Annotated in this window: 24 protein-coding genes and 1 tRNA gene; 12 read left to right on the top strand and 13 right to left on the bottom strand. The window is 46.1% G+C overall.

What is annotated here, in order from left to right; translation table 11 throughout:
- Positions 1-304: 304 nt before the first annotated feature.
- The 5 genes from panB to RTR63_RS07880 all read left to right on the top strand — a co-directional run bounded on the left by panB (position 305) and on the right by RTR63_RS07880 (position 5,049).
- Positions 305-1,183, top strand: a complete 879-nt coding sequence (gene panB / locus RTR63_RS07860; RefSeq protein WP_312523604.1) for a 3-methyl-2-oxobutanoate hydroxymethyltransferase — start codon at positions 305-307, stop codon at positions 1,181-1,183.
- Between the two features lie 19 nt (positions 1,184-1,202).
- Complete coding sequence (gene panC / locus RTR63_RS07865) at positions 1,203-2,147, top strand: pantoate--beta-alanine ligase (RefSeq protein ID WP_312523605.1); 945 nt, start codon at positions 1,203-1,205, stop codon at positions 2,145-2,147.
- A 2-nt stretch (positions 2,148-2,149) separates the two neighbouring features.
- Positions 2,150-3,025, top strand: coding sequence for an RNase adapter RapZ (gene rapZ, locus RTR63_RS07870; RefSeq protein ID WP_312523606.1), 876 nt, complete (start codon positions 2,150-2,152; stop codon positions 3,023-3,025).
- Positions 3,026-3,076: 51 nt separating this feature from the next.
- Positions 3,077-3,586, top strand: coding sequence for a ribosome biogenesis factor YjgA (gene yjgA, locus RTR63_RS07875; protein WP_065253902.1), 510 nt, complete (start codon positions 3,077-3,079; stop codon positions 3,584-3,586).
- A gap of 230 nt (positions 3,587-3,816) precedes the next feature.
- A complete protein-coding gene (locus RTR63_RS07880) occupies positions 3,817-5,049 on the top strand; it encodes a sugar transporter (protein ID WP_312116002.1) in 1,233 nt (410 codons plus the stop codon).
- An 85-nt stretch (positions 5,050-5,134) separates the two neighbouring features.
- Here RTR63_RS07880 and glnD read toward each other — a convergent pair whose 3' ends face one another.
- Positions 5,135-7,813: a [protein-PII] uridylyltransferase gene (gene glnD, locus RTR63_RS07885; RefSeq protein WP_312523608.1), complete on the bottom strand. Its 2,679-nt coding sequence runs from the start codon at positions 7,811-7,813 to the stop codon at positions 5,135-5,137.
- A gap of 157 nt (positions 7,814-7,970) precedes the next feature.
- The gene (gene hemA, locus RTR63_RS07890) at positions 7,971-9,329 is read right to left on the bottom strand and encodes a glutamyl-tRNA reductase (protein WP_312523609.1); all 1,359 of its coding nucleotides are present in this window, start codon (positions 9,327-9,329) and stop codon (positions 7,971-7,973) included.
- Between the two features lie 558 nt (positions 9,330-9,887).
- Between hemA and RTR63_RS07895 the strand changes: the two genes are divergently transcribed.
- Entirely contained in the window at positions 9,888-11,795 is a 1,908-nt protein-coding gene (locus RTR63_RS07895; RefSeq protein ID WP_312523610.1) for a tetratricopeptide repeat protein, read from the top strand.
- Between the two features lie 271 nt (positions 11,796-12,066).
- The gene (gene lolB, locus RTR63_RS07900) at positions 12,067-12,747 is read left to right on the top strand and encodes a lipoprotein insertase outer membrane protein LolB (protein WP_312523611.1); all 681 of its coding nucleotides are present in this window, start codon (positions 12,067-12,069) and stop codon (positions 12,745-12,747) included.
- A 74-nt stretch (positions 12,748-12,821) separates the two neighbouring features.
- Here lolB and RTR63_RS07905 read toward each other — a convergent pair whose 3' ends face one another.
- The 3 genes from RTR63_RS07905 to RTR63_RS07915 form a co-directional block, all read right to left on the bottom strand.
- Complete coding sequence (locus tag RTR63_RS07905) at positions 12,822-13,589, bottom strand: PAP2 family lipid A phosphatase (protein ID WP_312523612.1); 768 nt, start codon at positions 13,587-13,589, stop codon at positions 12,822-12,824.
- A 110-nt stretch (positions 13,590-13,699) separates the two neighbouring features.
- Positions 13,700-15,391: a phosphoethanolamine transferase gene (locus RTR63_RS07910; protein ID WP_312523614.1), complete on the bottom strand. Its 1,692-nt coding sequence runs from the start codon at positions 15,389-15,391 to the stop codon at positions 13,700-13,702.
- A 191-nt stretch (positions 15,392-15,582) separates the two neighbouring features.
- Positions 15,583-16,047, bottom strand: a complete 465-nt coding sequence (locus RTR63_RS07915) for a type IV secretion protein Rhs (protein ID WP_312523615.1) — start codon at positions 16,045-16,047, stop codon at positions 15,583-15,585.
- 194 nt (positions 16,048-16,241) lie between these two features.
- On the opposite strand from RTR63_RS07915, the gene RTR63_RS07920 reads away from it, so the two are divergent.
- Positions 16,242-16,640: a hypothetical protein gene (locus RTR63_RS07920; RefSeq protein ID WP_065253908.1), complete on the top strand. Its 399-nt coding sequence runs from the start codon at positions 16,242-16,244 to the stop codon at positions 16,638-16,640.
- Positions 16,641-16,762: 122 nt separating this feature from the next.
- Positions 16,763-16,838: transfer RNA gene (locus tag RTR63_RS07925), tRNA-Phe, on the top strand.
- 104 nt (positions 16,839-16,942) lie between these two features.
- Here the strand turns inward: RTR63_RS07925 and RTR63_RS07930 are convergent.
- The 6 genes from RTR63_RS07930 to tyrS all read right to left on the bottom strand — a co-directional run bounded on the left by RTR63_RS07930 (position 16,943) and on the right by tyrS (position 20,431).
- Entirely contained in the window at positions 16,943-17,179 is a 237-nt protein-coding gene (locus tag RTR63_RS07930; protein ID WP_286130682.1) for a DUF1653 domain-containing protein, read from the bottom strand.
- Positions 17,160-17,558: an FKBP-type peptidyl-prolyl cis-trans isomerase gene (locus tag RTR63_RS07935; RefSeq protein ID WP_203171225.1), complete on the bottom strand. Its 399-nt coding sequence runs from the start codon at positions 17,556-17,558 to the stop codon at positions 17,160-17,162. The genes RTR63_RS07930 and RTR63_RS07935 overlap by 20 nt, the downstream gene beginning before the upstream one ends.
- A 21-nt stretch (positions 17,559-17,579) precedes the next feature.
- Complete coding sequence (locus RTR63_RS07940) at positions 17,580-18,533, bottom strand: D-2-hydroxyacid dehydrogenase (protein WP_100274309.1); 954 nt, start codon at positions 18,531-18,533, stop codon at positions 17,580-17,582.
- A 14-nt stretch (positions 18,534-18,547) separates the two neighbouring features.
- Positions 18,548-18,877, bottom strand: a complete 330-nt coding sequence (locus RTR63_RS07945; RefSeq protein ID WP_050325297.1) for a type II toxin-antitoxin system YafQ family toxin — start codon at positions 18,875-18,877, stop codon at positions 18,548-18,550.
- Complete coding sequence (locus tag RTR63_RS07950) at positions 18,855-19,127, bottom strand: type II toxin-antitoxin system RelB/DinJ family antitoxin (RefSeq protein ID WP_062333167.1); 273 nt, start codon at positions 19,125-19,127, stop codon at positions 18,855-18,857. The genes RTR63_RS07945 and RTR63_RS07950 overlap by 23 nt, the downstream gene beginning before the upstream one ends.
- 83 nt (positions 19,128-19,210) lie before the next feature.
- Positions 19,211-20,431, bottom strand: coding sequence for a tyrosine--tRNA ligase (gene tyrS / locus RTR63_RS07955; protein ID WP_312523618.1), 1,221 nt, complete (start codon positions 20,429-20,431; stop codon positions 19,211-19,213).
- A gap of 224 nt (positions 20,432-20,655) precedes the next feature.
- On the opposite strand from tyrS, the gene RTR63_RS07960 reads away from it, so the two are divergent.
- The 3 genes from RTR63_RS07960 (at position 20,656) to RTR63_RS07970 (ending at position 24,540) form a co-directional block, all read left to right on the top strand.
- The gene (locus tag RTR63_RS07960; protein WP_312523624.1) at positions 20,656-21,885 is read left to right on the top strand and encodes an anhydro-N-acetylmuramic acid kinase; all 1,230 of its coding nucleotides are present in this window, start codon (positions 20,656-20,658) and stop codon (positions 21,883-21,885) included.
- A gap of 238 nt (positions 21,886-22,123) precedes the next feature.
- Entirely contained in the window at positions 22,124-23,431 is a 1,308-nt protein-coding gene (fabF, locus tag RTR63_RS07965) for a beta-ketoacyl-ACP synthase II (RefSeq protein ID WP_312523620.1), read from the top strand.
- 128 nt (positions 23,432-23,559) lie between these two features.
- The gene (locus tag RTR63_RS07970) at positions 23,560-24,540 is read left to right on the top strand and encodes a hypothetical protein (protein WP_312523621.1); all 981 of its coding nucleotides are present in this window, start codon (positions 23,560-23,562) and stop codon (positions 24,538-24,540) included.
- Here the strand turns inward: RTR63_RS07970 and RTR63_RS07975 are convergent.
- Positions 24,537-24,893 (bottom strand): YkgJ family cysteine cluster protein, encoded by a 357-nt coding sequence (locus RTR63_RS07975; protein ID WP_312523622.1) that lies wholly within the window; start codon positions 24,891-24,893, stop codon positions 24,537-24,539. The two genes, RTR63_RS07970 and RTR63_RS07975, sit on opposite strands and share 4 nt — an antisense overlap.
- 67 nt (positions 24,894-24,960) lie before the next feature.
- A partial coding sequence (uvrC, locus tag RTR63_RS07980; RefSeq protein ID WP_312523623.1) for an excinuclease ABC subunit UvrC occupies positions 24,961-26,717 on the bottom strand: 1,757 nt, incomplete at its 5' end.

Raw genomic sequence — 26,717 nt, forward strand, 5'->3', positions numbered from 1 at the left:
TAGAGCTTGACCCAACCCTAATGGTAAATGGGCAAAAATTGGCAGACTTACCGACCAGTCAACAGTGGCAGGGCTTGGAAAAATTAACCGTAGTTTAACCCATATCAGTTAACATGGATTTTTGTAAAAATTAACAAATTATGGGTGCTATGGATTTGAAATCGCAAAAAATTAAACCATTGATAAAGTAACGTTTTTTGTTTTTCCTATTTCTTGTTTTTGCCTGTTTCTTTTGCCCTTGCTTCTTTTAGCTTTACTTCTTTTACCCTTGATTCTTTTAACCTTGCTTTTTAAAGGAAACCGCATGAGCTACGTTAGCAACCTAGAATCTAACCCTGATTCAACAACTGAGTCAACATCTGCCGCAGCGACCAAACCTAAATTACCTGTGACCTTGTCCACCTTAAACAAACTCAAAGCCAATGGCGAGACGTTCTCGTGCTTGACATGTTATGACGCAAGTTTTGCAGCAGCCATGCAAGTTGCAGCGATTGATACGATTTTGATTGGCGATAGCCTTGGCATGGTAGTGCAAGGACAAACCTCAACCTTGCCGGTGACAATCGCAGACATGGTATATCATACCCAAAACGTGGCTCGTGCCAACAGTCATGCACTGATTTTATGTGATTTACCTTTTATGAGCGTTGCCACGCTTGAGCGCGCACTCGATGCTAGCCAATCGGTGATGCAAGCAGGCGCGCATGTGGTCAAAATCGAAGGCGGTGCCGAGCTTGCCAAAATCGTGTCAGTGCTTGCCAACAACGGCGTGCCGACCTGCGTGCATTTAGGTTTGACGCCGCAATCAGTGAATGTGTTTGGTGGCTACAAAGTACAAGGCAAAACCGATGCCCAAGCGGAAAAACTCATGGCTGACTGTCAAGCGGTGGTAGAGGCGGGCGCAGCCATTTTACTGCTCGAATGTGTCCCTGCTGAGCTTGCCAAAAAAGTGCGTGACACTTTCCCCGTGCCTGTGATTGGCATCGGTGCGGGCGTGGAGTGTGATGGTCAAGTGCTGGTCATGCACGATATGCTTGGGGTATATACCCGTAAACCTGCCAAGTTTGTCAAAGACTTTTTGACCGACGAGCATAATGAAACCAAGGATATCACTGGGGCATTTAAAGCCTATCATAAAGCGGTCAAAGAGCGTACGTTCCCAACGCCAGCCCATAGTTTTTAGTAATCATAAAGGCAAAAAAATGCAAGTATTTCATACCATCAGCGCATTACGTGACACCTTAAAACCTTTACGCCATCAAGCGGCTGCGCCAAAGATAGCACTGGTTCCCACGATGGGTAATTTGCACAGCGGTCACGTGACCCTCGTCAAAAAAGCCAAGGAACTTGCCGATATCGTGGTGGTCAGTGTGTTTGTTAACCCAACCCAATTTGGCATGGGTGAAGACTTTGATACCTACCCACGCACGCTAGAGGCCGATGTGGCAAAACTTACCGACGCGGGAGCAAATTTTGTATTTGCCCCAAGCGTGGAAGAAATGTACCCAACCTACCCTAACAACGTGCAAGTGCTATCAGGGGATATTAGCAAAATCTTGTGTGCCAACACTCGCCCCACCCACTTTGATGGTGTCGGCTTAGTGGTGAGCAAACTGTTTAATATCGTCCAACCTGACATCGCTGTTTTTGGCAAAAAAGACTATCAACAACTAGCCATTATCCGCCAGTTGGTCGCTGAGCTAAATTTCCCGATTGAGATTGTCGGGGTGGATATCGTGCGGGCTGAGGATGGGCTGGCATTATCGTCTCGCAATCAATACCTAAGTGAAGCAGAACGTCAACTTGCCCCCACCTTGCAAAAAAGCTTGCAACAGCTTGCCAGTGAGTTAAAAACTGCCAATTTTGCCGATTTTGACCAGATTATTGCCAGCGCAATCGATAAGTTAAATCGCGTGACGGTGGCTGATTCAGGCTTTAAAGTGGATTATTTGGCAGTTAAAAATCGCTTGTTGCAACCGCCGAAGCCCACTGATAAAGACTTGGTAATTTTGACCGCTGCTTTTTTGGGCAAGAAAACACGGCTTTTAGATAACCTAGAGTTTAGTCGGGAAATGAATCAGGAAATGAATCAGCCATCGGCTAGCGATTTTAATCGACAACCTACCACCGCATCTGTGAAGGATTAACTATGTCAACGCTACAAGTTATCATTGTTTCAGGACGTTCAGGCTCGGGTAAGACATCGGTTCTCAATATTATGGAAGACTTTGGCTATTATCCCATTGATAATTTGCCACTCTCGCTAGTCCCTAGCGCCATTGATAAACTTGTACATGACAGCCAAATTTATAAAATCGCTATTGGTATCGATGTACGCTCGCCACAAGCGGACTTATCGCGGTTTGCCGAGGTCTATCATAAGCTTATAGAGACTTATAGCAAACCGGCGATTAAAATACTGTATGTGACTGCCCAAGAAAGCGTCCTGGTGGCACGGTTTGACGCCACGCGCCGTGTCCATCCGTTAATGGCGGTATCGGGCAATCTACCCAATGCCATCAAAAAAGAAATCGATATCTTAGAGCCCATTGCTATTCGCGCTGATATCAAAATTGACACAAGCCTTCTTAATATCCACCAACTCAAAGAAGTCATCCGCGATCACTTGGGTGTGGATAATGCGGTAACCGTCAATATTTTATCCTTTGGGTTTAAATATGGGGCACCGATTGATGCTGATTTTATTTTTGATGTGCGTACCCTGCCAAACCCCCATTGGAAGATTGAACTGCGCAACCAGACAGGGTTAGACGATGGCGTCAAAGCATTTTTTGATGACTATAGCGAAGTAGATGACATGGCGAATGATATTATCGCTTTTTTTAAAAAATGGCTGCCGCCTTTTTTGCACAACAATCGCCATACCGTGACCATCGCTATCGGCTGTACTGGGGGCAAACACCGCTCTGTGTATATCGCAGAGAAATTGGGCGAATCACTGACCCAGTCGCTACCCAAAGAGATGGTAGTACGTATCAAGCACCGTGAAAAAAATCGCTGGTAGTGCGTTCTGAATCAACTTTGTACTGATGATTGATAACTTTGAGATTGATAAATGATTAATTTTGCTGAAATGGATATGGCGGTTAGCCGTACCGAACTAAAAAAAGCCCATGAGCGCCTACAGCGACTGGCTGAGCCGCTTGCCAATTTGTCAAAAAAACAAATGAAGGCACTCCCTGCCAGTGAGTTTTTTTTGGATGACTTGCTGCAGCTTGCCGATATCACCAGCCATGAAGCACGTAAACGCCACATCAAGCGTTTGGGCAAATTACTGGCTGAAGAAGAACCGCATGCGATTGTCGAATTTTTATTTCGCCATACCTTTAGCCCTGAGCAACAAGCCAAAATTGAAAGTTGGCAAACGCGCCTAAATTTGCAAGATGACAATACCTTAAAACAATTTACCAAAACCTTTTTTGACAGTGAATTCAACACCATCAAGCAGCTACTGATTTGGATTGCCTACGCCGAATACACCCAAGATGATGAACTGATGGAAGAGAGTGTGGCTGATTTACACACTTATATCCGTCAAGTGGCGATTTTGTCCAAAGGTAAATAGTTAGATTGACTGCCAGTTTTCTAACCCCTCATCCCTATGTGGCTTGGCTAGTGGGTATTACTTTTTTGGTAAATTGGGGTTGATGGGTGTGCGGATGACTGTATGAGTGATTTATCCGCTATGCATTGGGTTATCGCGCTATCCTATGAGTCGATTTTTTACTGTCAAAGTTATTTTCATCATAAAATAACGTAAAATTGCTTTTATTTTATAGAGTGAGCCGCTAAGGTATGCCATCAGCCTTAGCCATCCTGTCCGCAATGAGCCATTTTCACCAGTTACGTCAACACACCCAGTCCAATCCCAACTATCCCAACCAAATTCGCCAATGGCGTGTGATTGTCATGGCGATTTCGGCATTTATTTTTAATACCACCGAATTTGTGCCAATTGCGCTGCTGTCTGACATTGGTCATAGCTTTGCTATGCCGGTAGAAACGGTGGGGCATATGATAACCATTTATGCTTGGATTGTGGCTATTCTGTCGCTCCCTGCCATGCTTGTCACTGCCCGTATCGAACGGCGTAAGCTATTGATAGCATTATTTGTTATCTTTATCGGGGGGCATGCGGTGTCGGTGATGGCGCAAAGTTTTGCCATGCTGTTGGTTGGACGGGCATTGATTGCGCTAGCGCATGCGGTGTTTTGGTCAATTACCGCAAGCCTTGTGGTGCGTGTGGCGCCCAAAGATCGTCAAACCAAGGCCTTGGGGCTACTGTCGATGGGTAGCGCGCTGGCGACGGTGCTTGGGCTGCCGTTAGGTCGGATGGTTGGGCAGTGGCTTGGGTGGCGGATGACGTTTGGTACGATTGGCGCGGCTGCGCTGTTGGCAATGATTATGGTGTGGTGGATTTTACCAAAACTGCCGAGCAAAGATGTCGGCTCAGCGGCAAGTTTACCCAGTATTTTTAATAATATCCCCTTGCTCACTGTCTATACACTCACTGTGCTATGTGTGACGGCACACTTTACGGCATATAGTTATATTGAGCCTTATATGCTGACGATTAGTCAGTTTAGTCAGCAATTTGCCACGGTGATTTTGCTGAGTTTTGGGGTGGCAGGGTTGCTAGCGAGCTGGCTATTTGGGCACTTTTATGACCGTTTTCCACGGGCGTTTTTGATTAGCGCGATGGCAACGCTGCTGTTTTCGTTGTTGGCATCCGCTTGGCTGCCCCATGTGCCAATCTTATGGCTTGCCTTAGCGATGCTATGGGGCTTGGCAATTACGGCGATTAGCCTTGCTTTGCAGCTACGCGTATTGCAGCTTGCGCCGAATGCCACTGATGTAGCGATGTCAATTTTTTCAGGGATTTATAACATCGGTATCGGCGGCGGCGCGTTCGTCGGTGGATTGGTGATTGCCAGCCTAGGACTGGCGATGGTGGGTTATGTAGGGGCAGGTATCGCGCTCATTGCCATGGTTTGCCTAATGGTGTATTTGGCGCGCAACCAAAAGTAATCAAACCCAGTAGCTTACTTGTAATTGGGCTTGCACTTAGGCTTACGATTGGGCTTGCTTGCCACCGAATTTTTCCACTGACAAGTTAACTGACATTCAGCGTTTCTACCAATGCCTGTTTGAGTTTTTCTAGTCGCTCATCCGATAGCGGTTTGTCTTCATGGTCAGTGATAAAGAACATATCTTCGGCGCGCTCACCCAATGTGGTAATGCGGGCAAAATGCACTTCAATATCATGCGCCAAAAACACCTGCCCCACACGCGCAAGCAAGGCTGGCTGGTCAAGGGTTTCCAAAATCATCATATGCTGATTGGATTGCGGGTTAAAACTAAAAGACACTTTGGTGGGCACATGAAAATGCTTGAGCTGTCTGGGCATGCGTCGCTGCGCCACCTCAGGCAGCGTTGGGCTAATAAAGGCTTGTTTTAGACGCTCAACGAGCTCAGTTTGGCGCTCGGTATCAGTGAGCAGTGTGCCATGTCGGTCAAGCAGTACGTAAGAATCTAGGGCAAAATCTCGCGAGGCGGTGATGACGCGCGCATCGAGTACGTCCAAATCCATTTGGTCAAACACGGTCATGGTCACCGCAAATAAATTGGATTGGTCATGGGTATAGATAAACACTTGCACAGCATCGAGTGCCAACTCACGATGTTCACGCAAAATAATCAGCGGCTCGGGTTGCTCGCTCTCTGTGCGTTGTTTTTGTACCTCATCATGCGCCATGATGGCTTTGGAATGCCAAACAATATCGCTTGGGACTTCACGCAAAAAATACTCTTCCCCTAGCCCGTCCCACAGGCTTTCAATGTCAGCCAAGCCATTATCAACCGCTAGCAAATCACGGGCACTTTGCTTGTTACTGGCAATCATGTCTTGGCGGTTCATCGGCGCATCGATATCAGCCCGCAGGATACGGCGGGTTTGGGTATATAGTTGACGCATCAAGGTTGCGCGCCAACTGTTCCAAAGCTGTGGGTTGGTGGCATTCATATCGGCAACGGTGAGCACATACAAATAATTCAAATAAGTCACATTTCCGACTTTATCGGCAAATTCTGCGACAACTTCGGGGTCAGAGATGTCTTTTTTCTGCGCGGTCATCGACATCAATAAATGCTGAGACACCAACCAGCCGACAAGCTCGGCATCGGCTTGGCTCAAGCCATGGGACAAGCAAAACTTGATGGCATCTTGCTCACCAAGTTCACTGTGGTCACCGCCCCGACCTTTGGCAATATCATGAAAAATCGCGGCCAACACCAGCATCTCTTTACGGTCAATACGGCGGTAGATACCACTGACAAGCGGATAGGTATCAACATAATTGTCATCGGTAAAGCGGTGCAACATACGTATCAACATCAAAATATGGGCATCCACCGTATAACGGTGGAATAAGTCATATTGCATCAACCCAGTAATTTGCCCAAAAGCGGGCAAATAGCTACCTAGCACGCCATAACGTTTCATGACTCGCAGTCGCCAAAATAGCAGATTTTGCTCTTTGAGATTGTCCATAAACATAGCTTTATTGACGGGATCATTGCGAAAATGCTCATCAATGCCGCGTGCAGCGATTTTCAAAATCCTTAGCGTGCGGGTACGAATATGGCGAATATTTTGCTGACCCATCAACAAAAACATTTCTAAAATCGCGGTCGGATGTTGGGCAAACACCCGCGTATGCGTCACCGCAATGCGATCACCGACCAGTTTGAAGCGCTCATTAATCACCTTTCTCACCGGGCGCTGTTCATCAGGTAGACGCGCCTCAATCAACGTTTCATAGTAGTGCTGGGTGAGCATTTCAGACAATGTTGAGTTTGACATGGCATAGCGGTAATAATCGCGCATAAACTGCTCAACTGCGGCATTGGGATGCGAATTGTCACGGTAACCGATGCGCTCAGCAATCAGGCGCTGATAGTCAAATAAAACACGGTTTTCATTGCGTTTGGCAATTTTGTGCAGATGATGGCGAATCAACCACAAAAAATCTTCTGCTTCTTGCAGCTCATCAAATTCTTTTTCGGTAATAAATTCTTGCTGCACCAGTCCAAACAAGTTTGTCACGCGAAAATAGCGCTTACTAATCCAGCCGACAGTATGAATATCTCGCAAGCCCCCAGGCGCGTTTTTAAGGTCAGGCTCTAGGTTATACTCCGTCGAATTATGTTTAACATAGCGCTCTTTGGCTTCTGCCATTTTGGCCTCATAAAACTTGGTTTGTGACCAGTTTTTATTGAGTAGCTGCATCGGCAACCCAGCTTGGGCAACATTGCCTACCAAAATTCGTGCTTCTAACAGACTTGTTGCTACCGTGATATCATCGTGACAAGCCTCATCGCATTCTTCAACGGAGCGCACCACCAAAGCAGGATCAATCCCAATATCCCAGAGCTTAGCGACGAACGGCGAAATTTTTTGATTTAATGCTTCATCAATCGGGTTTGGACTTAACAGCAATAAATCCACATCCGAAAACGGGTGCAACTCCCCACGCCCATACCCTCCTGTGGCAAACAGCGTCAAATCGGTTTGATCGAGTTCATACAACTCAAATAAGGCTGCCATCATACTATCAATCGCACAGCAGCGCCCCATGACGACTTGGCGAATCGGTGTGCCAGATACCAACGCCTTATCCAAGTCCGCTTCCACTACTGCTAACCAAGCGGGTATGCCAAGATTGGCTTCGCCTTGCAGGCTAAGCACAGGCAGTGGGGTAAAATACGGTAGTATCGGTGGGCAAGTAAACATAGCAAATCCTAATCGACGCCATTGTTATCAGAGTTAGCAGAGCAATTTTAAGTATTACAAATTTGATGCAAAAAAGCTAGCCGCCGCTTGTAGCGAAAACTTGCGCTTAAAAACTTGGGCTTAAAAGCTCAGCAATAGGAAAATTATTGCTTGTTAATTATTGATTGTCAAAAGACGGTGACGCTGGCTCGTCATCAAGCAGGGTGTTGTTATGGGTGAGATAGGGGCATTTGTCTTTGCGAAAGGCATGGGTCAGATGTTGTGCGACAAAATTGACGGTTTCTACGGGCTGTTCGCTGGCCGTTTCTCGCAATAGTTTAGAGGGTGCATGGGTTAACGTTTGGGTGAGTTTACGGGTCAGTTCGGTTAACACGGCTTCGGCTGCATGACCATCGGCAAGCTGCTGTAAGGATTGGCTTAAAATCATATCCGCATGGTGTTTGGCTTGCTCACGGTACTGCTGAATATCCTGACCCACTTGGCGCACCAAGTATTTGCGCTCAATCGCCACCACGATTTGGCTCACCAATAATTCTGCTTCTACGGCCGCTTGGCGACGCTGTTCAAGGTTGCCTGCAATCACATGTTGTAAATCATCGATTGAGTATAAATACACGTCATCTAGCTCACTGACGGTAGGGTCAATATCGCGAGGCACGGCCAAATCAATCATTAACATGGGCTGATGACGGCGCTGTTTTAACGCCTGTTTTACCATGGTTTTATCAATCAAGGTATATAAGCTACCGCTACAGCTAGTCACAATATCCGCTTGCGGTAACACATTGGCTAATTGATCAAGCGGGGTAATCTCAATGTGCGGCACAATCGTTTCAAGCTCAGAGGCAAGCAGCGCGGCACGCTCAGGACTACGATTACAGATGATGACTTTGCCGACACCTAAACCTGCGATATTGGTCGCAACCAACCGATTCATCTCACCTGCCGCGACAACAAGCAAAGTGTTGTTGCTAGGTTTTTGAAAAATTTGGGTCACCAATTTGGCGGCGGCAAAGCCTAACGACACCGCTTGTGAGCCTACCCGCGTTTCGTTACGCACTTGTTTGGCGGCAGCAAATACCTGCTGAATCACCCAGCTAAGCTTACTCGATATACCTTCTTTGGCACGGGATTGGCGCACCGCCTGTTTGATTTGTCCCAAAATCTGCGGCTCACCCAAAATCATCGAGTCTAGCCCAGACGCTACCCGCACCCAATGTAGCAGTGCATGGTTATTTTGATATTGATACAGGTGTGGCGCGATTTTTTGCAGGGGCGTGTTTTTAAAAGCCGCTAGCCATTCAATCACTTGTGACATCGTGCTAGTAAGGGCCTGTCCTTCAGGGGCTAGGGCATAGATTTCAGTGCGGTTGCAGGTCGATAAAATCACCGCGCCTTGGGTGATCGCTTTGAGCGAATCTAAGGCAATCGGCAAATCTTCAGCAGCAAACGCCAATTGCTCACGCATGGCAACTGGCGCTGTTTTATGATTTAACCCAATAACCAGAAGCTGCATATAACGTAATGACCTTAAAAATGACCGCGTTTATCAAAGCCGATTTTTGTGAACCCAAGTTTGCTAGCTAAGTGTGCTAGCTAAGCGACATCCAGCCCATATCAGCCTATCGACATTTGTCATGCTTGATAACACAGGGGGAAAAGTGGCAATATCAACAAACCTACAGCAACTTAATAATAACCACTTAATAAAAGTAAAGTAGAAAAGTGGATTATTATACCATTGCTAATAACAAATGAAAAACATCCTGCTTTTTTGATTCAGGGAAATTCTTTAGCCACGCTTTAAAGCATTACAATTTAACGCATTAACATGTCTAGCATGCCTAGAATTTTGAACAGTCAGTCGAGCTATTATGGTATTTTTTTACTTAACTCTGCCACATCTGCTCGTTTGGTTGCTATTTACCCATACGATTTAACCATAATTCTACATAGTTGAACCCGTCGTAGCCGTATAATTCAATTTTATCATGAACATTTTGTTACATCTTACTTGTCACTGATTGTAATACTGACTGTGATTTTTAGGTACGTTACTGTCCAAGCGAGCTAAATGCGAAAGTTGTTTCCAGCGGTTATTTCATCGGCTTGTTGTGCTATGCGTGGTTGTACCATCAATCCACGCTTTTTTGCGTCGAAATATGTCAAGCCTTATTGTTTATCGATTTATTTACCGATGCATTTATCAACACCGTATCAACTCTTTGTCAAACTAAAGCCTAATCTGAAATCTAACCTAAAACCGCTTGGTGCATTTAAACCTTTTACTGCTTTAGGCAAAAATGTAGTCGCGACTACGCTCACGTTGGCAAGTTTATTGTTTAGCCCAGCGGTTTTTAGTGCGGGGGCAAATTTTGCATCCGCTAGTCAGTCTGTTAATCAGTCTCTTAGCCAGCCGAGTGCTGTGGTCAGCACCCAGCCCAGCCTGTATGCGATTTTGATGGCAGAGTTTGCCGCAGATCGCGGTCGTATCGATCAGGCGTTAGCGACCTATAAGCAGCAGTCTTTTTTAGCGGATGCTGCCCCCGTCTTTGAACGCGCACTGGGTTTATCTTTACAAAATGAACCGCCACAGTTGTCGCTCGCTTTTGCCAACGCTTGGCAGCAGCAAAACCCTGACCATGTGCCGGCGATTTTTTATGTGACCCATTTGGCACTCAAAGCGCACGAGTATGAATTAGCCGGTGAAAAGCTCAATCAAATTTTACAGTACGATCCTGACGCTGATTTAAGTCAGATTTTGATTGGGATTTATCCCACCGAAACCCGTGACCAAGCTGAACTGCTTGCTACGCTCAATCGATTAGACATCAAAAACAACCCTTCACTACTGGTCATGAAAGCAGGTCTGTTGCTACAGTTTCAACAGCCCAAAGCCGCGTTAGTGGCGATTAATCGGGCGCTTAAAACCAACCCAAAAAGCCCGGCTTTTTTGACGTTAAAAGCAGATATTCTGCAAGCGTTATCGCCCAGTAATCAAGTGATTGTGTTTATTGCGCAGGCGCGTAAAACCGTGCCTGACAATAAAGCGCTATTTGTCTATCAAATTCGCTATATGCTAAAGCAAGGCAAAAGCGCGCAGGTCTGGCAACAGCTCAATGCCCGTACTAATCAGCAGTTTTTGGCAGATGAAGAAATCAAACTACTGGCCGCTTTGGTGGGTATTGATTTAAAAAAATACGCCGCAGCAGATCGCTTGCTCAAAGCGTTGATTGCCAGCCCCAACTTTAAGGACCAAGCCAATTATTATTTGGCTGTCAGTGCCGAACGCCAGAACCTACTCAATGATGCGATTAGCTACTATGGCAAAGTGATGCAACCCGACTTGGTGCTCAAAGCCAGACAGCAGCAGATTGATTTATTAATCTCGCAAAGTCGTTTTGATGAAGCGATTGCCAGTAGCATCAAATTACGGGAGCAATTTGACAGTTTTGCGCCGCAAAGCTACATCATGCAAGCCAATATTTTGCAAAAAAACGACCAAACCGCGCAAGCGTTAGCCTTGCTTAATAGCGCACAAACCAATTTACCCAATAATACCGATATCTTATTTGCCAAAGTGTTGTTACTGCCCGATGATGATGACGCCAGTAAACTGCGATTGTTAAAAGAGTTGATTCGCCTTGCACCGGCAAACGTGGATTATCAACTCGAATATGCGCAAACCTTGGTCAATTTAAAACAAAATAATGAAGAAGTGACCGCCCTATTGACGGCATTAATCAATGATAAAGAAGTCGGTTTAAAGGCGCGGCAAATATTGTCGCAACAAGCGCTGCATCAGGCTAATAACGCCACCGTCATTAGTCTGTTATCGGATAATTTTGATATCGTACCCGATGTGATTAGCGGCCTGCTGCTGCAACAAGCCTACTTAAATTTGGGCAACCAAAAAGAAGCGGCTCGCATCAACCAAATCTTGGTCCATGAACTCGGTTATCAACCCAAAAATCTGCAATAGCGCTGCTTAAAATCGTCTCTGAGCATGACTCTAAGCATGACGACTAGCGAGCAATAAAGGTTGTAAAGCAGATAGATGACAGGTAAATGGCAGATAAACAACAGATAAATAATAACTGCTTTTTCACCAATTTGAGCAGTTAAGCAAAACAGGCTTAACAATGGCTATTTATAGTTTACCCATCGGTTTTTTAAACCATCATACTTGAGCAAAACCAGTTAACACTTGATGAAAACTTGATTAACAAATTTGATTAACATTTGAGGATATTATGCATTTATTACCAGCTGTCAAAAGCAAAATCACGGGGTTAAGTATTGCCTGTTTGGGCATCAGTAGCATGCTGCTAACAGGCTGTCAGTCAGTACAGGCAACAACTAAGCCAATCACAGCCAAACCTGTCGCAACAGTGATGACAACCCCTGTGGTCAATACCCAAACTGCCACAGCGCCATCGACCACATCTACTGAGCAAGGGGCTCCAAGTACGCGACCAAGCGCGCAATTTACCATCAATGGTAAAATTGGCATGACCACGCCGCAGCAGGCAGGTAGCGCGTTTTATATTTGGACACAGCAAGGTCAAAACTTTGCCATTGAGATTGCCGGTGCGATGAATGCAGGTCAAACCAAAATCAGCTACAATGGTCAATCTGCGACGTTAACCAACGAAAAAGGCACCATCAATGCCGCTACCCCTGAAGAATTGCTATTACGTGCAACCGGTTGGCAAGCGCCCATCTCACAGCTGCCTTACTGGATTCAAGGGCAGCCAGCACCCAGTGATGCCAATGGTAAAAAAGACAGCATTAATCGCCTAGTGAGCGCCCAAAATGGCGATTGGACAGCCACCTTTAGCTATAGCAACAGTAACGATAAATTGCCTTCTCGCTTAACTGCCAGTCATCCGGGTGGCTATAAAGTGGTAATGACCATCAATCGATTAAGCTAGCCATGAAACTATGAAACCATGAAACCCAAAAAAAGCGTGGGGTTTTCCTCAGCGCTTTTTTATACCATCAACTGTTAGCGCTTTAAATTTTTTGCGGACACACCTTTGGCGTAAAACCGACACCAAGCCCATGCCACTGCCGCGCAAATCCCCCATGCCAAGCTCATAGATACCAGGGTATGACTGAAAAAATGGTCACCTATCAACATTTTATACCCACCCATTAGCCAAGCTATCACTGTCACCATCGCTGCGATTTGCCAGCGCTTGTGCCAAAGACTTGGGATAAATGCCCAAGCATACAGGGCAAACCCAGCACTGGCGTGCGCCGCAGGGAAACATTTTGAGCGGGTTCCGGCTTGGATGTTTTCTAGTATCGTGAGATAAGGATACTCACCGCCAAAAATTTGCAAGTGATTGGGACACACCACATGCGTTACGCCTTTAAGCGATGCGATAATCAAAGGTACCAACACCATCACGATGAATAGATAGCCCATTTCAGTTAGTGATAGTCGCTTAAAAGGCTTAAACCATGTCTGTTGCTTGGCAAGCCAATGACTCGATGCGCGGTGTTGTAATAAGTAGCGTTGTAGCCATGCGATGGCCATATAGATTTCAAACGCAATCAATAGTCTTTTGGGAATGGTATAAAAAATTAAGTTAGGGAGTAGTGACTGTTTGTCAAGCAGCCAGCCATCTGTGGGGGAATAAAAATACTGGCTGATGGCTACATCGATGGCACTGTGCTCCAGCGTTAGCGTAAAGATGATAGCCAGTACCAGTCCGAGCACGGTCTGCCTACTGGCAAAATTTTTTAGTTTAGCGGTCTGTATACTCATCTATTTTGAACCATCTATCTTGCCCTCACTGTCGCTGGGGTTGGACGCACTTGTTATGTCTAACATTACTTAAATGGCTCTAATTAACCAAATAGCTTTACTGGATAACTTTACTTGATAAACAAGGGTTTGCCTTGTACGGTTTGCGCACGCACATCAAACAGTTTTAACAAAGTTGGGGTAATGGCATCATGGGTGAGCTCAGTATTAGATGGCACTGCTTGAATGCCTGAGTGCTTACCTGCCCAAAACATCGATGCGACGTGTTTTTGCGCTTTAGGCGCGATTTTATAAGGCATGCCATGTAAATAGATGCCGTTTTCGCCCAGACTTTCACCGTGGTCACTGACATACAGCATTGCCACTTGGTGGGTGCTGTCGTATTTGTCTAACCAGTTCACCGTTTTTGCCAAAAAGTCATCGGTGGCAAGTAGCGCATTGTCAAAGGCATTAATCACGCTTTGTGGGTCGCATTTGGCAAGTTCATTGGTTTGGCAGACTGGGGTGAATTTTTCAAATTGCTTATCATATCGTTTAAAATACGCAGGTCCGTGATTACCCATTTGGTGCAGCACAATTAGGGTGTCCTGGTTAAGGGTATCTTGGTTAGCTTGTTGTTTGACGTAGTCATCTAAGCCTACTAGCATACCCACATCGCGGCACTCGCCATAGGGGTTGGTATTACACATTGTATTGTTGCGCGCGGTTTTATAATCGACAAAATTCTCCGCTGGCAAACGATTAGTGACGCCTTTTGAGCTTGAGTTGTTATCACGCCACAAGATATTGACCTTTAGACGATTTAAAGTATCAAGTACGTTTTCTTGGTAGTTGGCGGTATCCACATCGTAGTCTTTCATACCGACATAACTAAACATACAAGGCACCGAATAAGCGGTTGAGGTACCGCAGGCGATGACTTGATTAAAATTAGTTACCCCAGCCATCGCTGCCATCTGCGGGAAGGTGGTTCGGTTATAGCCATTTAGCTGCACATGGTCACCGCGCGCGGTTTCCCCGACCACCAATACCACCAGTTTTGGCTTACGGGTGGTGGGGTTCTTCACCTGCACCGCATCGGTGGCATGCATGATTTGGGTTTTGGGAGCTTGTGCTTGTTTCAGCTGTATACTGGCAAGTTTACCCAGTGCATATACAGGGGTTGCAGGATTGGTATAGCTACGAAGCTGTTTATGTTCACGGAAAAAACTGGCGTAATTTTTACTCATCGCCAAAATCGGTAACACCACCAAGCCGAGGCTGACCAAATACGTCAAGCCACGCTGCAATAGACTGCGCTTGATGGGGGGAAATGTAACCTTTTGCCACGCCACCCACACACTAGGCAATACCCCAAGCAATAAAATGCGTAAGATAAAATTGACGTTAAACAAATCAGCGCTTTCTGCTTTATCGGTTTGTAGCGCGTTTTGTAGCATATTGACATCATAGACAGTGCCATAAGTATCAGTAAAATACGCCGTGACTGCCGCGGTCAATAGCAAAAAAATCAATACCGCTTTAAGGGTATAACGATAGCTAAGCAGCACAATAACCAGTAGCATGACACCGAATAGCACCAATGGCAATGAGCCTATAAACCCAATATGCTGGGCAAACGGATAGACTTCAGTGGCTTTATCAAAGAAAGTAATATTGGCGGTCAGGGTCAAAAATAGCGCGACAATACCCATCATCACATAAGCATTGATACCTTGAGTATTAACACCTTGAGCATTGACACTTTTAGTATTAATACCTTGCTGACGCCATGCTACCCATCGAGAGTTATTCACTGACATACGATTACTTACCTTATCTAAATGCACCAAAAAATAGCCATTATATAATAACCAAATTTAGGATGAGGCTATTATACAGATTTAACTTAACTGAAACTTAAGACACCCATCTATCCCGCCATTATGCTAAAAAAACCACCGCAATCGCTACAAACATTGGGTGGTGACAGCGACACAGAGAGTTGATAACGCTAAGCGGTGGCAGACTGTAAACTGGCAAACGGAATAAAGGCGAGTAATGGCTCATAATCCTGTTTGAGCTCACGTTTTCGATAATAATCTTCCACCATACGCGCTTGCTGCTCTATACCATAACGACCAAATGGCTTATTGGCTTGCAGCTCGTAGCTATAGCGCCGATTGAGCAGGGCGCGGCGAAACACCTTAATGCCTTGTTGGATTTGCCAAACATGGGTCAATTCATGCACCAGCCACGCGCGCAGATAGACAGTTTGCTGACTAAAATCATCACAAAAATCTGCTGGATGAAAATACACATGACCATTGGGACTGACCGCATAGCCTTTGAGCACCCACCATGCAGTTTTTAGGCGTATACTATCAAGCTGTAACGTATCACCAAATACGCTACCCGCGATGACTTTTTCGCCCGCCGTTAGTGGACGGCATCGAGCAGGTTGTTTTGAAAAACACATCATCATTTCACAGAGTCTATCCAAGATTTGGTTAAGCCAAAAAAGCCATCACGGCTTGCCAAGGCCTTGCAAGCTTTTATTTTTAGCAAAAAATACTGGATAACAATTACAAGTTTGTTGGTATCCTAGTTACTATTTTATACTAAATCAACATGCGCTAATTAAAACGTGAGCTAATTAACAAGGAGGGCTTTATGCCATTAGAATCCGTTGCCATCAATAACTTTGAAAACAACAGCATTGACGATCCTGAACTCAAATTGCGGGTGGAAAAATTGTACGACAGCTCGCCTGAGTTTGCTACAGGTCGAGATGCTGTGGCGTTTTTTGAAAAGGCCTTTGCCAAGGGTGATATCCTGTACTTGGGGATGTTTAATGAAAAACCGATTGCCGCGATTGGCTGCTTTAATGAAGGCATCGAGTCTAGCCGCTTGCTACAGTACATCGTACTACATCCTGCCAATCGCGGGCGCGGTCTTGCCCCCAAATTTGTCAAACAAGTTACCGATATTGAGCGCAAAAAAGGCAATACCAAGTTTGTACCGGGCTGCGGCGCAATTCATCGTATTTTAGCCATGTACGAGTTGATATAACTTGATATAACTTGGGATTTTGCCAGTTACTAGCAACTTTTTGCAAAAAGTTTGAAATAGTGCTTGACACCTTTGGCGATTTTTAGTTTAATAGCCGCTCAAATACTGATGCTGACAAACATGGCGCGGTAGCTCAGTCGGTAGAGCAACGGATTGAAAATCCGTGTGTCGGCAGTTCGATCCTGCCCCACGCCACCATCATTTGTCTTAGGTATAAATCGATTAACCCCAAGCTTATTAGTTTGGGGTTTTTTGTTGTCAGTCATTTTTATATCACTGCCCCCTATCAACTACCGCCAAACTTAACTGTCTAGCGGTTTTATCAGCTTAAATCTTGGCACAGCTTCGCCATTGACTTCCACCGTTTCGGCAAACATCGCAAGCGGTCGCACCCAAACCCCATACGCTTGGTAGAGCGCACGGTAGACGACCAACTCCTCTTCAGTTTCGCTATGTTTGGCGATGTGCAGCACTTGATACAGATTGCCTTTGTAGTGCTGATAAATACCCAATGTAATCTCAATCACGAGTTTTGACATCCAATAATTCAATTTCAAAGGTTAAGTCTGAATTTGGCGGGATTTTTCCGATTTGGCGCTCACCATACGCCAAGTGACTTGGCACAATGAGTTTGCGCTTGCCACCAACTTGCATGGCTATGAGATTGGCAGGGTTTTCAACTTGGGCTTGATAGCCGATTTTTTGGGCGTATTCGCCACCCAAAACGCCCACGTCCCAACCTTTAATCACCCGCCCTGTGCCAATCACAGCTTCAAAGGGTTGCCCGCGGTGATGCGATGAGTCAAATACCGTGCCATCTGGCAGATAGCCCGTGTAATGCGCGGTAATCAGTGCCCCACGCTCGGCAGTTTTACCTGTGCCGATAATTAGGTCCTGAAATTGCAGTTTACTTGTCATATTTATTTTCCGTTATTTTCGTTATTTTCCCTTATGCGATAGTTGGATAAACTCTTGCACTTGCTGACACAGTATGTCCCATAGGTTAAGCTGGGCATTGACGCTTCCCCACGCATTATGGGGGGTAAAAATCACTCTTGGGTGGTCTTTAAGTGTGAGTAATGGGTCGTTGTCTTTAATCGGTTCATATTCAAACACATCTGCCCCATAGCCCAATAATTTACCTTGTGTAACGGCATCAGCCACTGCCTGACTATCGACCACGCCACCGCGCGCGACATTGATAATCAACGGTTTTTTTGTCATCTTGGCAATGCTATCGGCATTCACTAAATGCTGCGTTTGCTCGGTCAATGGACAATGCAGGGTAATGACATCGGACTGAGCAAGGACATCATCAAACGCGCTATAGTCGCTATTTCTTGGCGGTTTGTTTTGGTGTTCGGCTATCAATACTGTCATACCAAAGACTTTGGCAATTTCCCCAACCCGTTTGCCAATCGTGCCATAGCCAATAATGCCCAGCGTTTTGCTTTCAAGGTCAATGAGTGGTGTATCGAGCAGACAAAAGCGACCATCTTTTTGCCAGTCACCCTTGACCACTTCATGATGATAGTGGCGAGCCGCTCGCATGGCTGAGAGTATCAGCATAAAGGTATGCTCGGGGACGCTTTTGACCGCATAGCCTGCGACGTTTTTAACAGTAATGCCGTGCTTGTCACAAGCGTCTTTATCGACGTTGTTCATCCCTGTGGCGGTCAGTTGGATGAGTTTGAGCTTTGGGAGCTGCGCGATAATTTCGGCGGTAAGCTCAACTTTATTGGTGATGACAATATCCGCGTCTTGGCAACGCTCAATGATGATTTTGGGGTCATTGGGCGTTTGCGCATACACTTGATAGTCGCTCAGTTCGTGTGGGGGTGCTAATGCTAAATCAGCGGAAAAGGTGGCTCGGTCGAGGAAGATGGCTTTCATTTTTAAATCCCTTTTTATTCAAATAATTCGTTATGTGTTCCTGCACGAGTAAAATAAACTGTTTCAAATTTTGTGATGGTTTGAATTTTGTAGATTAATAAAAAATCGCCACCCACATGTAACTCTCGAAATCCTGCCCAATTTCCTTTTAGTTCATGGTCTTTCCACTCTGCCCCTAACGGCTCATTATTGGCAATTAATAACAGCATGACTTCTTTGAGCCTGACCATGTCATAACGCCCTGTTTTCACTAGCCTTTGCCAATCATTCAAAAAATCTTTGGTAAAATCTGAGGCTCTTGGTAAATTCGTGCGTTTTGAATTAATCGGCTTTTTCGAGGGCATCAAACAATTCCTTGTTACTGCTAAATCGGGCTTGCTTGTCTGCAATCATGGCTTCAACGTCTTGCATCGCACGTTGCGTGGTGGCGTTAGGAATTGCGACGTCAAACGGAATAGACTTTGTTGCCGTAACTTGACGTAAAAATAGACGAATCGCTTGCGCAGGCTTAATACCCAGTTCGTCAAACACTTCAAAGGCTTGGCGCTTTTCATTGGCATCAAGTCGAAATTGATACATAGTTGATTGTGTCATAGCTACTGACCTCTATAAAAAGCAAAAATGTAGTGATATTGTCACTACATTTTAAAATAAAACCATTGGTTAAGCAATATACTTTAGGAAATCGTCACTTTGGCATACGCTTTTTTGCCTGCTTGAATGACCACCGTTTGTCCTGCAGTGAGGGCAAATCCTGCATCCACCACCTGCCCATCCACTTTCACCGATTGGTTTTTCAAAAAGTCTTTCGCTTGCGCTGAGTTTTTTACCAAATTGGCTTGGTTTAACACTTGGGTGATAAATAACTGCGCTTGCCCATCAAGGCTAATCGTCACTTCTGGCAAATCCACTGGCAACTCACCTTCTACCAAGCGATTGCCTGCTGATTTGTGCGCGTTTTCGGCGGCTTCTTTGTCATGGAAACGCTCAATCAGCTCTAGTGCCAAAATACGTTTGACTTCTTGCGGATTGCGCCCGTTTTCGATGTCTTTTAGCAAGGCTTCGACTTCATCCATGGGTTTGAAGCTAAGTAGCTCAAAATAACGCGCAATCAAAGTGTCTGGCATGGACAAGATTTTTTGGTACATGGAGCCTGCGCTGTCATAAATGCCGATGTAATTGCCAAGCGATTTGCTCATTTTTTGTACGCCGTCTAAGCCTTCCAAAATCGGCACGGTGATACAGACTTGTGGCACTTGACCATAGCGAGATTGCAAGGTGCGACCCATGAGTAGGTTAAAGGTTTGGTCAGTACCACCTAGCTCAACATCGGCCTGCATGGCGACTGAGTCATAACCTTGCACCAGTGGGTACAAAAATTCGTGAATCGAAATCGGCGTTTGGCTGTGATAGCGTTTTGAGAAGTCATCGCGCTCGAGCATACGAGACACGGTTTGCTGGCTTGCCAAACCAATCATGTCGCCTGCCGACATTTTGCTAAACCAGTCGGAGTTAAACATCACTTGGGTTTTGGCGGGGTCAAGGATTTTAAATACTTGCTCTTTATAAGTTTGGGCATTCTCCAGGATTTTTTCTTCAGACAACGGCGGACGAGTGGCATTTTTACCCGTTGGGTCGCCAATGCGAGCGGTGTAATCCCCAATCAAAAACAACACCTGGTGTCCCAAATCCTGAAAATGCTTAAGTTTATTGATTAAAACCGTATGACCCAAGTGCAAATCGGGTGCGGTCGGGTCAAACCCTGCTTTGACTCGCAGTGGGCGGTTTTCTTTGAGTTTTTTAATTAAATCGTCTTGCGAAATAATTTCGTGCGTACCACGTTGGATGAGTTTGAGTTGTTCTTCTGCTGCTAAAAATCTATGAGTAGAATCGGTCATGCTTACCTCGAAAAAAGCGCGGGTTAAAACGGCTAAAAAAAAGTGAAGTTTAGCCATTATAGCAAATTTGCAGATAAAATAAGGCAGGCTTTTAGTATGCTATAATCAAGGCACTCTCTACTTTGACAGCCCGAACGAGAATAATTATGAGCCAAACGTTGCCGACTGGACTACCTGCCAACCTGTCTTTTGATGAAGGATTTTTTAGCCATTTTACCGACATCATGGATGATATGATGACGACCAAAGAAAACCCGCTTGCCGACTCGCCGTATGTGATTGGCATGATGGGTGGCACCAGCCTTGACGGACTCGATGCGGTGCTGTGCCAGTTTTATGAGATTGATGAAGACAATGATGAGCCTGTCGAAATTTTGGCGACGGTGAGCGAGCCGTTTCCTGATGATTTACGCGCCGTGTTGTTAGCGCTCACTCAACCAAACGGGGTAGCACAACTCATCGCTGATGACAATTTGGCGTTCGAGAGCGAACTTGACGTATTTGGTTGGGCGAGTGTGTTTTATGCTGAATTTGCCGCAAATTTGGTCAATCAATTGCTCGAGAAAGCGCAGGTGACCCCTGATGAAGTAACCGCGATTGGTTGTCATGGGCAAACCGTGCGTCATCGCCCACAGTGGTCATTTAGCTTGCAACTGCTTGACCCGAATGTACTCGCTGAGCGCACTGCTATTGCGGTGGTGAGCGATTTTCGCCGCCGTGATATGGCAGTGGGTGGGCAAGGCGCGCCACTCGTGCCTGCGTTTCACCAAGCCATGTTTGCTGCGCCGCCTTATCATGCCGATAAAGTTATGCCAAAAGTGATTTTAAATTTAGGCGGTATCGCCAATATCACGGTACTTGATGGCAGCGATGAGGTGATTGGATTTGATACAGGGGTGGCAAATTTGCTCATTGATGGTTGGTGCCAGCGTCATACCCAACAAACTTATGATCACAATGGCGATTGGGGGAAATCGGGGCAAGTGCTTGAGCCGTTATTAAATTTGCTTTTAACCCACCCATTTTTCGCCAAGCCGTTCCCAAAAAGCACTGGGCGAGAGGAGTTTAATTTGGCTTGGCTTGACGCTATGCTAGAACAATTGGGTCAGCAATTCCCCAATTTGGCGTACTCACCTGCCGATGTGCAAGCGACGTTGGTGGCGCTTACCGCTAAATCCGTCAGCGATGCCATTGTGTCCGTCACTGATGGTGCGCAAGGCGAGTTGTTTGTCTGTGGTGGTGGGGCGTTAAATGCCTATTTAATGAGCCGTTTACAAGATAATTTAGCCACTTGGAACATACAAACTACTGATAAAATTGGGCTGTCGCCGTTGTGGGTCGAAGCCGTGGCGTTTGCGTGGCTGGCTCAGCAGACGATTTTGAACGTACCGAGTAACTTACCCAGTGTCACAGGGGCAAATAAAAAAGTGGTGTTGGGGCAGGTGTGCTTTTAACAGTGTGTATTTTACGTAGACAATGACATTGATAGCACTGATATATAGCGCTTATCTTATAACCTTTATTCTGGGTTTCGGTCATCTTGGCGTAAGCCCTAATATTGTTCAACGGGCTATAGCTATATACAATCAACCTAAAGACGTTAAAGTTATTGTGTTTACACTCGTACACTATTTTTGCTAAACTTTCATAAAATGTTATTCAAAAAATATTATTCAAAAATTCGAGCATGAAATGACCACAAAAATTAGCCCAAAAAAGCCCCGCTACGACGAACGCCCTGACCATGAGCGTATTGTTATCACAGGCATGGGAGCCATTACCCCGCTAGGACTCGATGTAGAGAGCACTTGGCAACGGCTCATCAATGGCGAAAGCGGTATCAAAGCGATTAGCCATTTTGACGCCACTGACTACCGTGCACAAATCGCCGGCACAGTGGATGGTTTTGATATCAGCTTGTATATGAACGCCAAAGACGCGCGTCGGTATGACACCTTTGTACAATATGGTGTTGCCGCAGCAGCGCAAGCCTTGAAGCAAGCAGGCTTTATCAGTGAGTTACAAGCTGCGCCTGTACAGCAGGTTGACCCCGACCGTATCGGGGTGATTATCGGCTCAGGGATTGGCGGTATCACCACCATTGAAGATACAGCGGTAAAACTTAATAGCGAAGGTCCGCGTAAAATCTCACCGTTTTTTGTGCCCTCAGCCATTGTGAATATGGCAGCTGGACAAGTGGCGATTCGTCATGGGATTAAAGGGTTAAATCTTGCCACTTCTACCGCTTGTACTACAGCCACCCATGCGATTGGCTTAGCGGCACGGTTGATTGCGTATGGCGATGCCGATGTGATTTTGGCGGGCGGCTGTGAAAAAGCCTCAAGCCAGCTGGGTATCGGTGGCTTCTCAGCAATGCAAGCGTTATCAACGCGCAACGATGCACCCACCAAAGCCAGTCGTCCATTTGACAAAGACCGTGATGGTTTTGTGCTGGGTGATGGTGCAGGCGTGCTGGTGATGGAAAGCCTTGCCCACGCCAAAGCGCGCGGTGCGACGATTCTGGCAGAGTTTGTCGGCTTTGGCATGAGTGATGATGCCAGTCATATCACAGCGCCACCGGAAAATGGTGAAGGTGCGGCTATGGCGATGCGCCACGCCTTGAGTGATGCTGGCATTGCCCCCAGTGACGTTGGCTACATCAATACCCATGGCACCAGTACCCCAGCGGGTGATGTGGCAGAGAGCCGTGCGATTGCGGGTATCTTTGGTGAGAACATGGTGGTAAGTTCCACCAAATCGATGACCGGTCATCTACTGGGCGCTGCAGGTGGTATCGAAGCGATTTTCACCGTTAAGGCGCTGCAACAACAAATATTGCCACCGACCATCAATTTGGATCATCAAGACCCTGAGTGCAAGCTTGACTATGTAGCGCATACAGCCCGTAAAGTCGACCACTTAACCCATGCGATTTCTAACAGCTTTGGGTTTGGTGGTACCAACGGCTCGCTGTTGTTTGCCAAATGGCAGTCACGATAAATAGCAATCACTGCGATGATAGCATTAATCCTTTAACGGTGTGAATTTTGAAAACGGCTATTGAAATTGTAGCCGTTTTTTCGTTAAATGAAGCTATCCTATTTCATCCTTAACGCTGGACACCATTCATGTCAGGATTTGCCTTCTCCCACCAATTTTCAAAGCGCTGGCTCGCCACCCCTACCCCTGTCAAACACGCCATTATTCAAGAACTCGATGATATCGTTACCTTACTTTATCCCGATACCGACCTTGATGAATATGAGTTTAGCGTGCCTAATCTGCATGATAAAGTCGAAGAATTACTGGCTATCGAGCGTGACCACCAAGAAAAATTACAAGCGCAACTACGTGAGCGAGAGCTTGAAGAGCAACGCCTAGAACAAGAAAGATTGGAACAACACAGACTGGAACAAGAACGCTTAGAAAACAAACGCCTAGAAACCGAGCGCTTGGAAAAAGAGCGCCTTGAGCAACAACGACTGGAAGCTGAGCGCTTAAAACAAGAAAGGCATGAAGCAGAACATCTTGAACAACAGCGCCTTGAACAAGCACAGTTAACACAAGAAAACGAGCAAGAACGCCAAGCGCAAGATGACGCAGCCATTGCGCTACTGGAGCAAGAACGCGCCATTGCCAAACAAGCGCATCTAGCAAAACAGGCAAACCCTGCAAAACTAGCGACGCAACTATCAACTGGCTCAATTGAGGGTGCAAATCACCAGCTAGATGAACAAGCGCAGTCCAAGGATACCGCAACTAGCGATGTCACGATTGAGCGCCATCGCAGTGAGATGGTCTATGCCATTGATCACACTGATACCGCTGATAACACTGATAAAATTGCTGAGCCGTTAGCTGATGACCCAACAGCGGCCTTGATGACCCATGAAACGCGCGTTACTGACCCACTTGTTGATATTGCCAACCCATCTATCGCCACCACGCCCGCTATTGAACAAATCAAACAAGATATCGTCAAACAGCTGCAAGGCTATATCGACAACTATTTGCTCGAATCAATGACGCTGATGAATGAGGATTTGAATCAATGGCTCAAAACCGAAGTGGAAAAACAGCTGACTGTTCGTTTATCACAAAGCCATTAAACAGGCACTTGACTAAAGATATCGTTAGATAACCCATAATGATGACGGGCTTTGATACATTGCTCGTCACCGACTTGTACCGATTGGCAGGTGCTTGAACGTTTATCATAGATTTGGCAAGCCACCGAGTTACCAACTTCGCCAGCGAGTGCCACGCATCTGACCGGCTTTGTTTCGGTACCTTTCATACAGGTATAAAAATCATTGACTTTGACCGTCATATCCTCGGGGATACCGAGTGTCTCGCCTTCTGCCCAATAAAAAGACACCCGATAGTTAGCGCAACATGCGCCACAGTGCATGCAGGTATCGCTATCCGAAGCTGCGCTTGATTTAAAAAAAATTTCTGCCATTGTTACAATGCCATGTCATTATCATTGTTAACTACCCATTTCAGCCAAAACGGCTAAAAATTTAATATCAGCCATGCAACACTTTATAAATGGTATTGGCCATTACCTTACCAATGCCATTTACTTGCCCAATTTCATCTTGTGATGCGCCAAGCAGCTGCTGCAAGCCGCCAAAATGATTGAGCAACTCTCGGCGGCGTTTTTCTCCCAACCCAGGGATGGCTTCTAGCACCGAGCTTGAGCGGCGTTTATCGCGTTTTTTGCGGTGTGCGGTAATGGCAAAGCGGTGCGCTTCATCACGGATATGCATAATCAAATGCAGTGCTTTGCTATCAGCCGGCAAATCGAGTGGCTCACGGTCAATAAAATGCAGTACCTCAAGCCCAGCCTTGCGACCTTCGCCTTTTGCCACCCCGACGAGCAAGGTTTGGGTTAAAATCCCCAGCTCGCTCAGTACATCTTTTGCCATATTAAGCTGCCCCTTACCGCCATCAATCAGCAATAAATCTGGCAGCGGCTGTTTGCTATAGCGGCGGTTTAATACTTGCTTCATGGCGGCATAGTCGTCACCGCCCGTGATGCCATGAATGGCATATTGGCGATAGTCGCGTTTGCGTAGCCCGCCTTGGTCAGCGACCACACAGCTTGCGATGGTGGCTTCACCCATGGTATGGGAGATATCAAAACATTCGATACGATCGAGCGATTTGCCTTGCAGCGCCTCTTTTAATACCGCATTGAGCGCGTTAAAGCGAGATTTAACTTCCAAATAATCGCCCAATTTGGTTTGCAGGGCGTTGTTGGCATTCATTTGGGCAAGGGTGAGCCATTCGCTCCGCTGCTCACGAACTTTGGTTTTTATCGTCACCTTTTTGCCAAAGGTTTCAGTTAAGGCTTCTGTCATCGCGGTTTGGTCGGGCAACTCATGGCTTATAATCAGCTCTTCGGGCAAATCATCACTGACTTGAAAATAAAACGAGCTGACAAACTCAGACAAGTTATCCGCTATGTCGTTTTCACTATCCACATCAGGAAAATAATTGTTGCCACCCAAAACCTGCCCATTACGCACATTCATGACATGCACACAGGTAATGCCCGCTTGACTGGCGATGGCGATGATATCGGCTTCACCTTTGACCGTATATACCGCTTGTTTGGCTTGTACTTCGCGTAGCATCGAGAGTTGGTCGCGATACAAGGCGGCTTGCTCAAAGTTCATGTCTTCAGCCGCCTGCTCCATTTTACCCACCAATTTGACTTGCAAATCCGTGCCTTCCCCTTTTAAAAATCGAATGGTGTTGTTGACGTCATCGGCATACTCTTCGGGCGATACCAGCCCGACACACGGCGCTTTACAGCGTTTGATTTGGTACTCTAGGCAAGGTCGCTGACGCTGGGCAAAAAATGCATTGGTGCATTGGCGTACCATGAACATTTTTTGCATCATTAATAAGGTCTGTTTGGCGGCATGTGCCGAAGGAAAAGGTCCAAAAAATCTGCCTTTTTGGTGTTGCCCTTTGCCGCGCCCATAGGCAAGTCTTGGATAAGGTTTATCCGCTGAGATAAACACGTACAGATAGGATTTATCATCACGCAGTAGCACATTGTAGGGCGGTCGATGCAGCTTGATGAGGTTTTGCTCAAGCAGCAGCGCTTCGGTCTCAGAGCGGGTTATGATGGTTTCGATGTTGTCGATACGTTGCACCAGCGCCCGCGTTTTGGGGTGGTCGATGGTTTTGGCAAAGTAGCTGTTGACGCGGCTTTTGAGCGATTTGGCTTTGCCCACATAGATGATGTCGCCATTTTTGCCGAGCATTTTGT

This window comes from Moraxella sp. CTOTU47724 (assembly GCF_032014955.1).
Taxonomy (GTDB): Bacteria; Pseudomonadota; Gammaproteobacteria; order Pseudomonadales; family Moraxellaceae; genus Faucicola; species Faucicola tetraodonis.

Excerpts from the sequence above, each read along its gene's own strand:
- RTR63_RS07905 (WP_312523612.1), bottom strand. The coding sequence starts at position 13,589 with ATGAGTATACAGACCGCTAAACTAAAAAATTTTGCCAGTAGGCAGACC.
- fabF (WP_312523620.1), top strand. The coding sequence starts at position 22,124 with ATGACCACAAAAATTAGCCCAAAAAAGCCCCGCTACGACGAACGCCCT.
- RTR63_RS07920 (WP_065253908.1), top strand. The coding sequence starts at position 16,242 with ATGCCATTAGAATCCGTTGCCATCAATAACTTTGAAAACAACAGCATT.
- RTR63_RS07950 (WP_062333167.1), bottom strand. The coding sequence starts at position 19,127 with ATGACACAATCAACTATGTATCAATTTCGACTTGATGCCAATGAAAAG.
- RTR63_RS07880 (WP_312116002.1), top strand. The coding sequence starts at position 3,817 with ATGCCATCAGCCTTAGCCATCCTGTCCGCAATGAGCCATTTTCACCAG.
- RTR63_RS07930 (WP_286130682.1), bottom strand. The coding sequence starts at position 17,179 with ATGTCAAAACTCGTGATTGAGATTACATTGGGTATTTATCAGCACTAC.
- hemA (WP_312523609.1), bottom strand. The coding sequence starts at position 9,329 with ATGCAGCTTCTGGTTATTGGGTTAAATCATAAAACAGCGCCAGTTGCC.
- RTR63_RS07910 (WP_312523614.1), bottom strand. The coding sequence starts at position 15,391 with ATGTCAGTGAATAACTCTCGATGGGTAGCATGGCGTCAGCAAGGTATT.
- RTR63_RS07945 (WP_050325297.1), bottom strand. The coding sequence starts at position 18,877 with ATGCCCTCGAAAAAGCCGATTAATTCAAAACGCACGAATTTACCAAGA.
- RTR63_RS07915 (WP_312523615.1), bottom strand. The coding sequence starts at position 16,047 with ATGTGTTTTTCAAAACAACCTGCTCGATGCCGTCCACTAACGGCGGGC.
- glnD (WP_312523608.1), bottom strand. The coding sequence starts at position 7,813 with ATGTTTACTTGCCCACCGATACTACCGTATTTTACCCCACTGCCTGTG.
- tyrS (WP_312523618.1), bottom strand. The coding sequence starts at position 20,431 with ATGACCGATTCTACTCATAGATTTTTAGCAGCAGAAGAACAACTCAAA.
- yjgA (WP_065253902.1), top strand. The coding sequence starts at position 3,077 with ATGATTAATTTTGCTGAAATGGATATGGCGGTTAGCCGTACCGAACTA.
- panC (WP_312523605.1), top strand. The coding sequence starts at position 1,203 with ATGCAAGTATTTCATACCATCAGCGCATTACGTGACACCTTAAAACCT.
- lolB (WP_312523611.1), top strand. The coding sequence starts at position 12,067 with ATGCATTTATTACCAGCTGTCAAAAGCAAAATCACGGGGTTAAGTATT.
- RTR63_RS07975 (WP_312523622.1), bottom strand. The coding sequence starts at position 24,893 with ATGGCAGAAATTTTTTTTAAATCAAGCGCAGCTTCGGATAGCGATACC.
- RTR63_RS07895 (WP_312523610.1), top strand. The coding sequence starts at position 9,888 with ATGCGAAAGTTGTTTCCAGCGGTTATTTCATCGGCTTGTTGTGCTATG.
- RTR63_RS07935 (WP_203171225.1), bottom strand. The coding sequence starts at position 17,558 with ATGACAAGTAAACTGCAATTTCAGGACCTAATTATCGGCACAGGTAAA.
- RTR63_RS07970 (WP_312523621.1), top strand. The coding sequence starts at position 23,560 with ATGTCAGGATTTGCCTTCTCCCACCAATTTTCAAAGCGCTGGCTCGCC.
- panB (WP_312523604.1), top strand. The coding sequence starts at position 305 with ATGAGCTACGTTAGCAACCTAGAATCTAACCCTGATTCAACAACTGAG.
- RTR63_RS07940 (WP_100274309.1), bottom strand. The coding sequence starts at position 18,533 with ATGAAAGCCATCTTCCTCGACCGAGCCACCTTTTCCGCTGATTTAGCA.
- RTR63_RS07960 (WP_312523624.1), top strand. The coding sequence starts at position 20,656 with ATGGATGATATGATGACGACCAAAGAAAACCCGCTTGCCGACTCGCCG.
- rapZ (WP_312523606.1), top strand. The coding sequence starts at position 2,150 with ATGTCAACGCTACAAGTTATCATTGTTTCAGGACGTTCAGGCTCGGGT.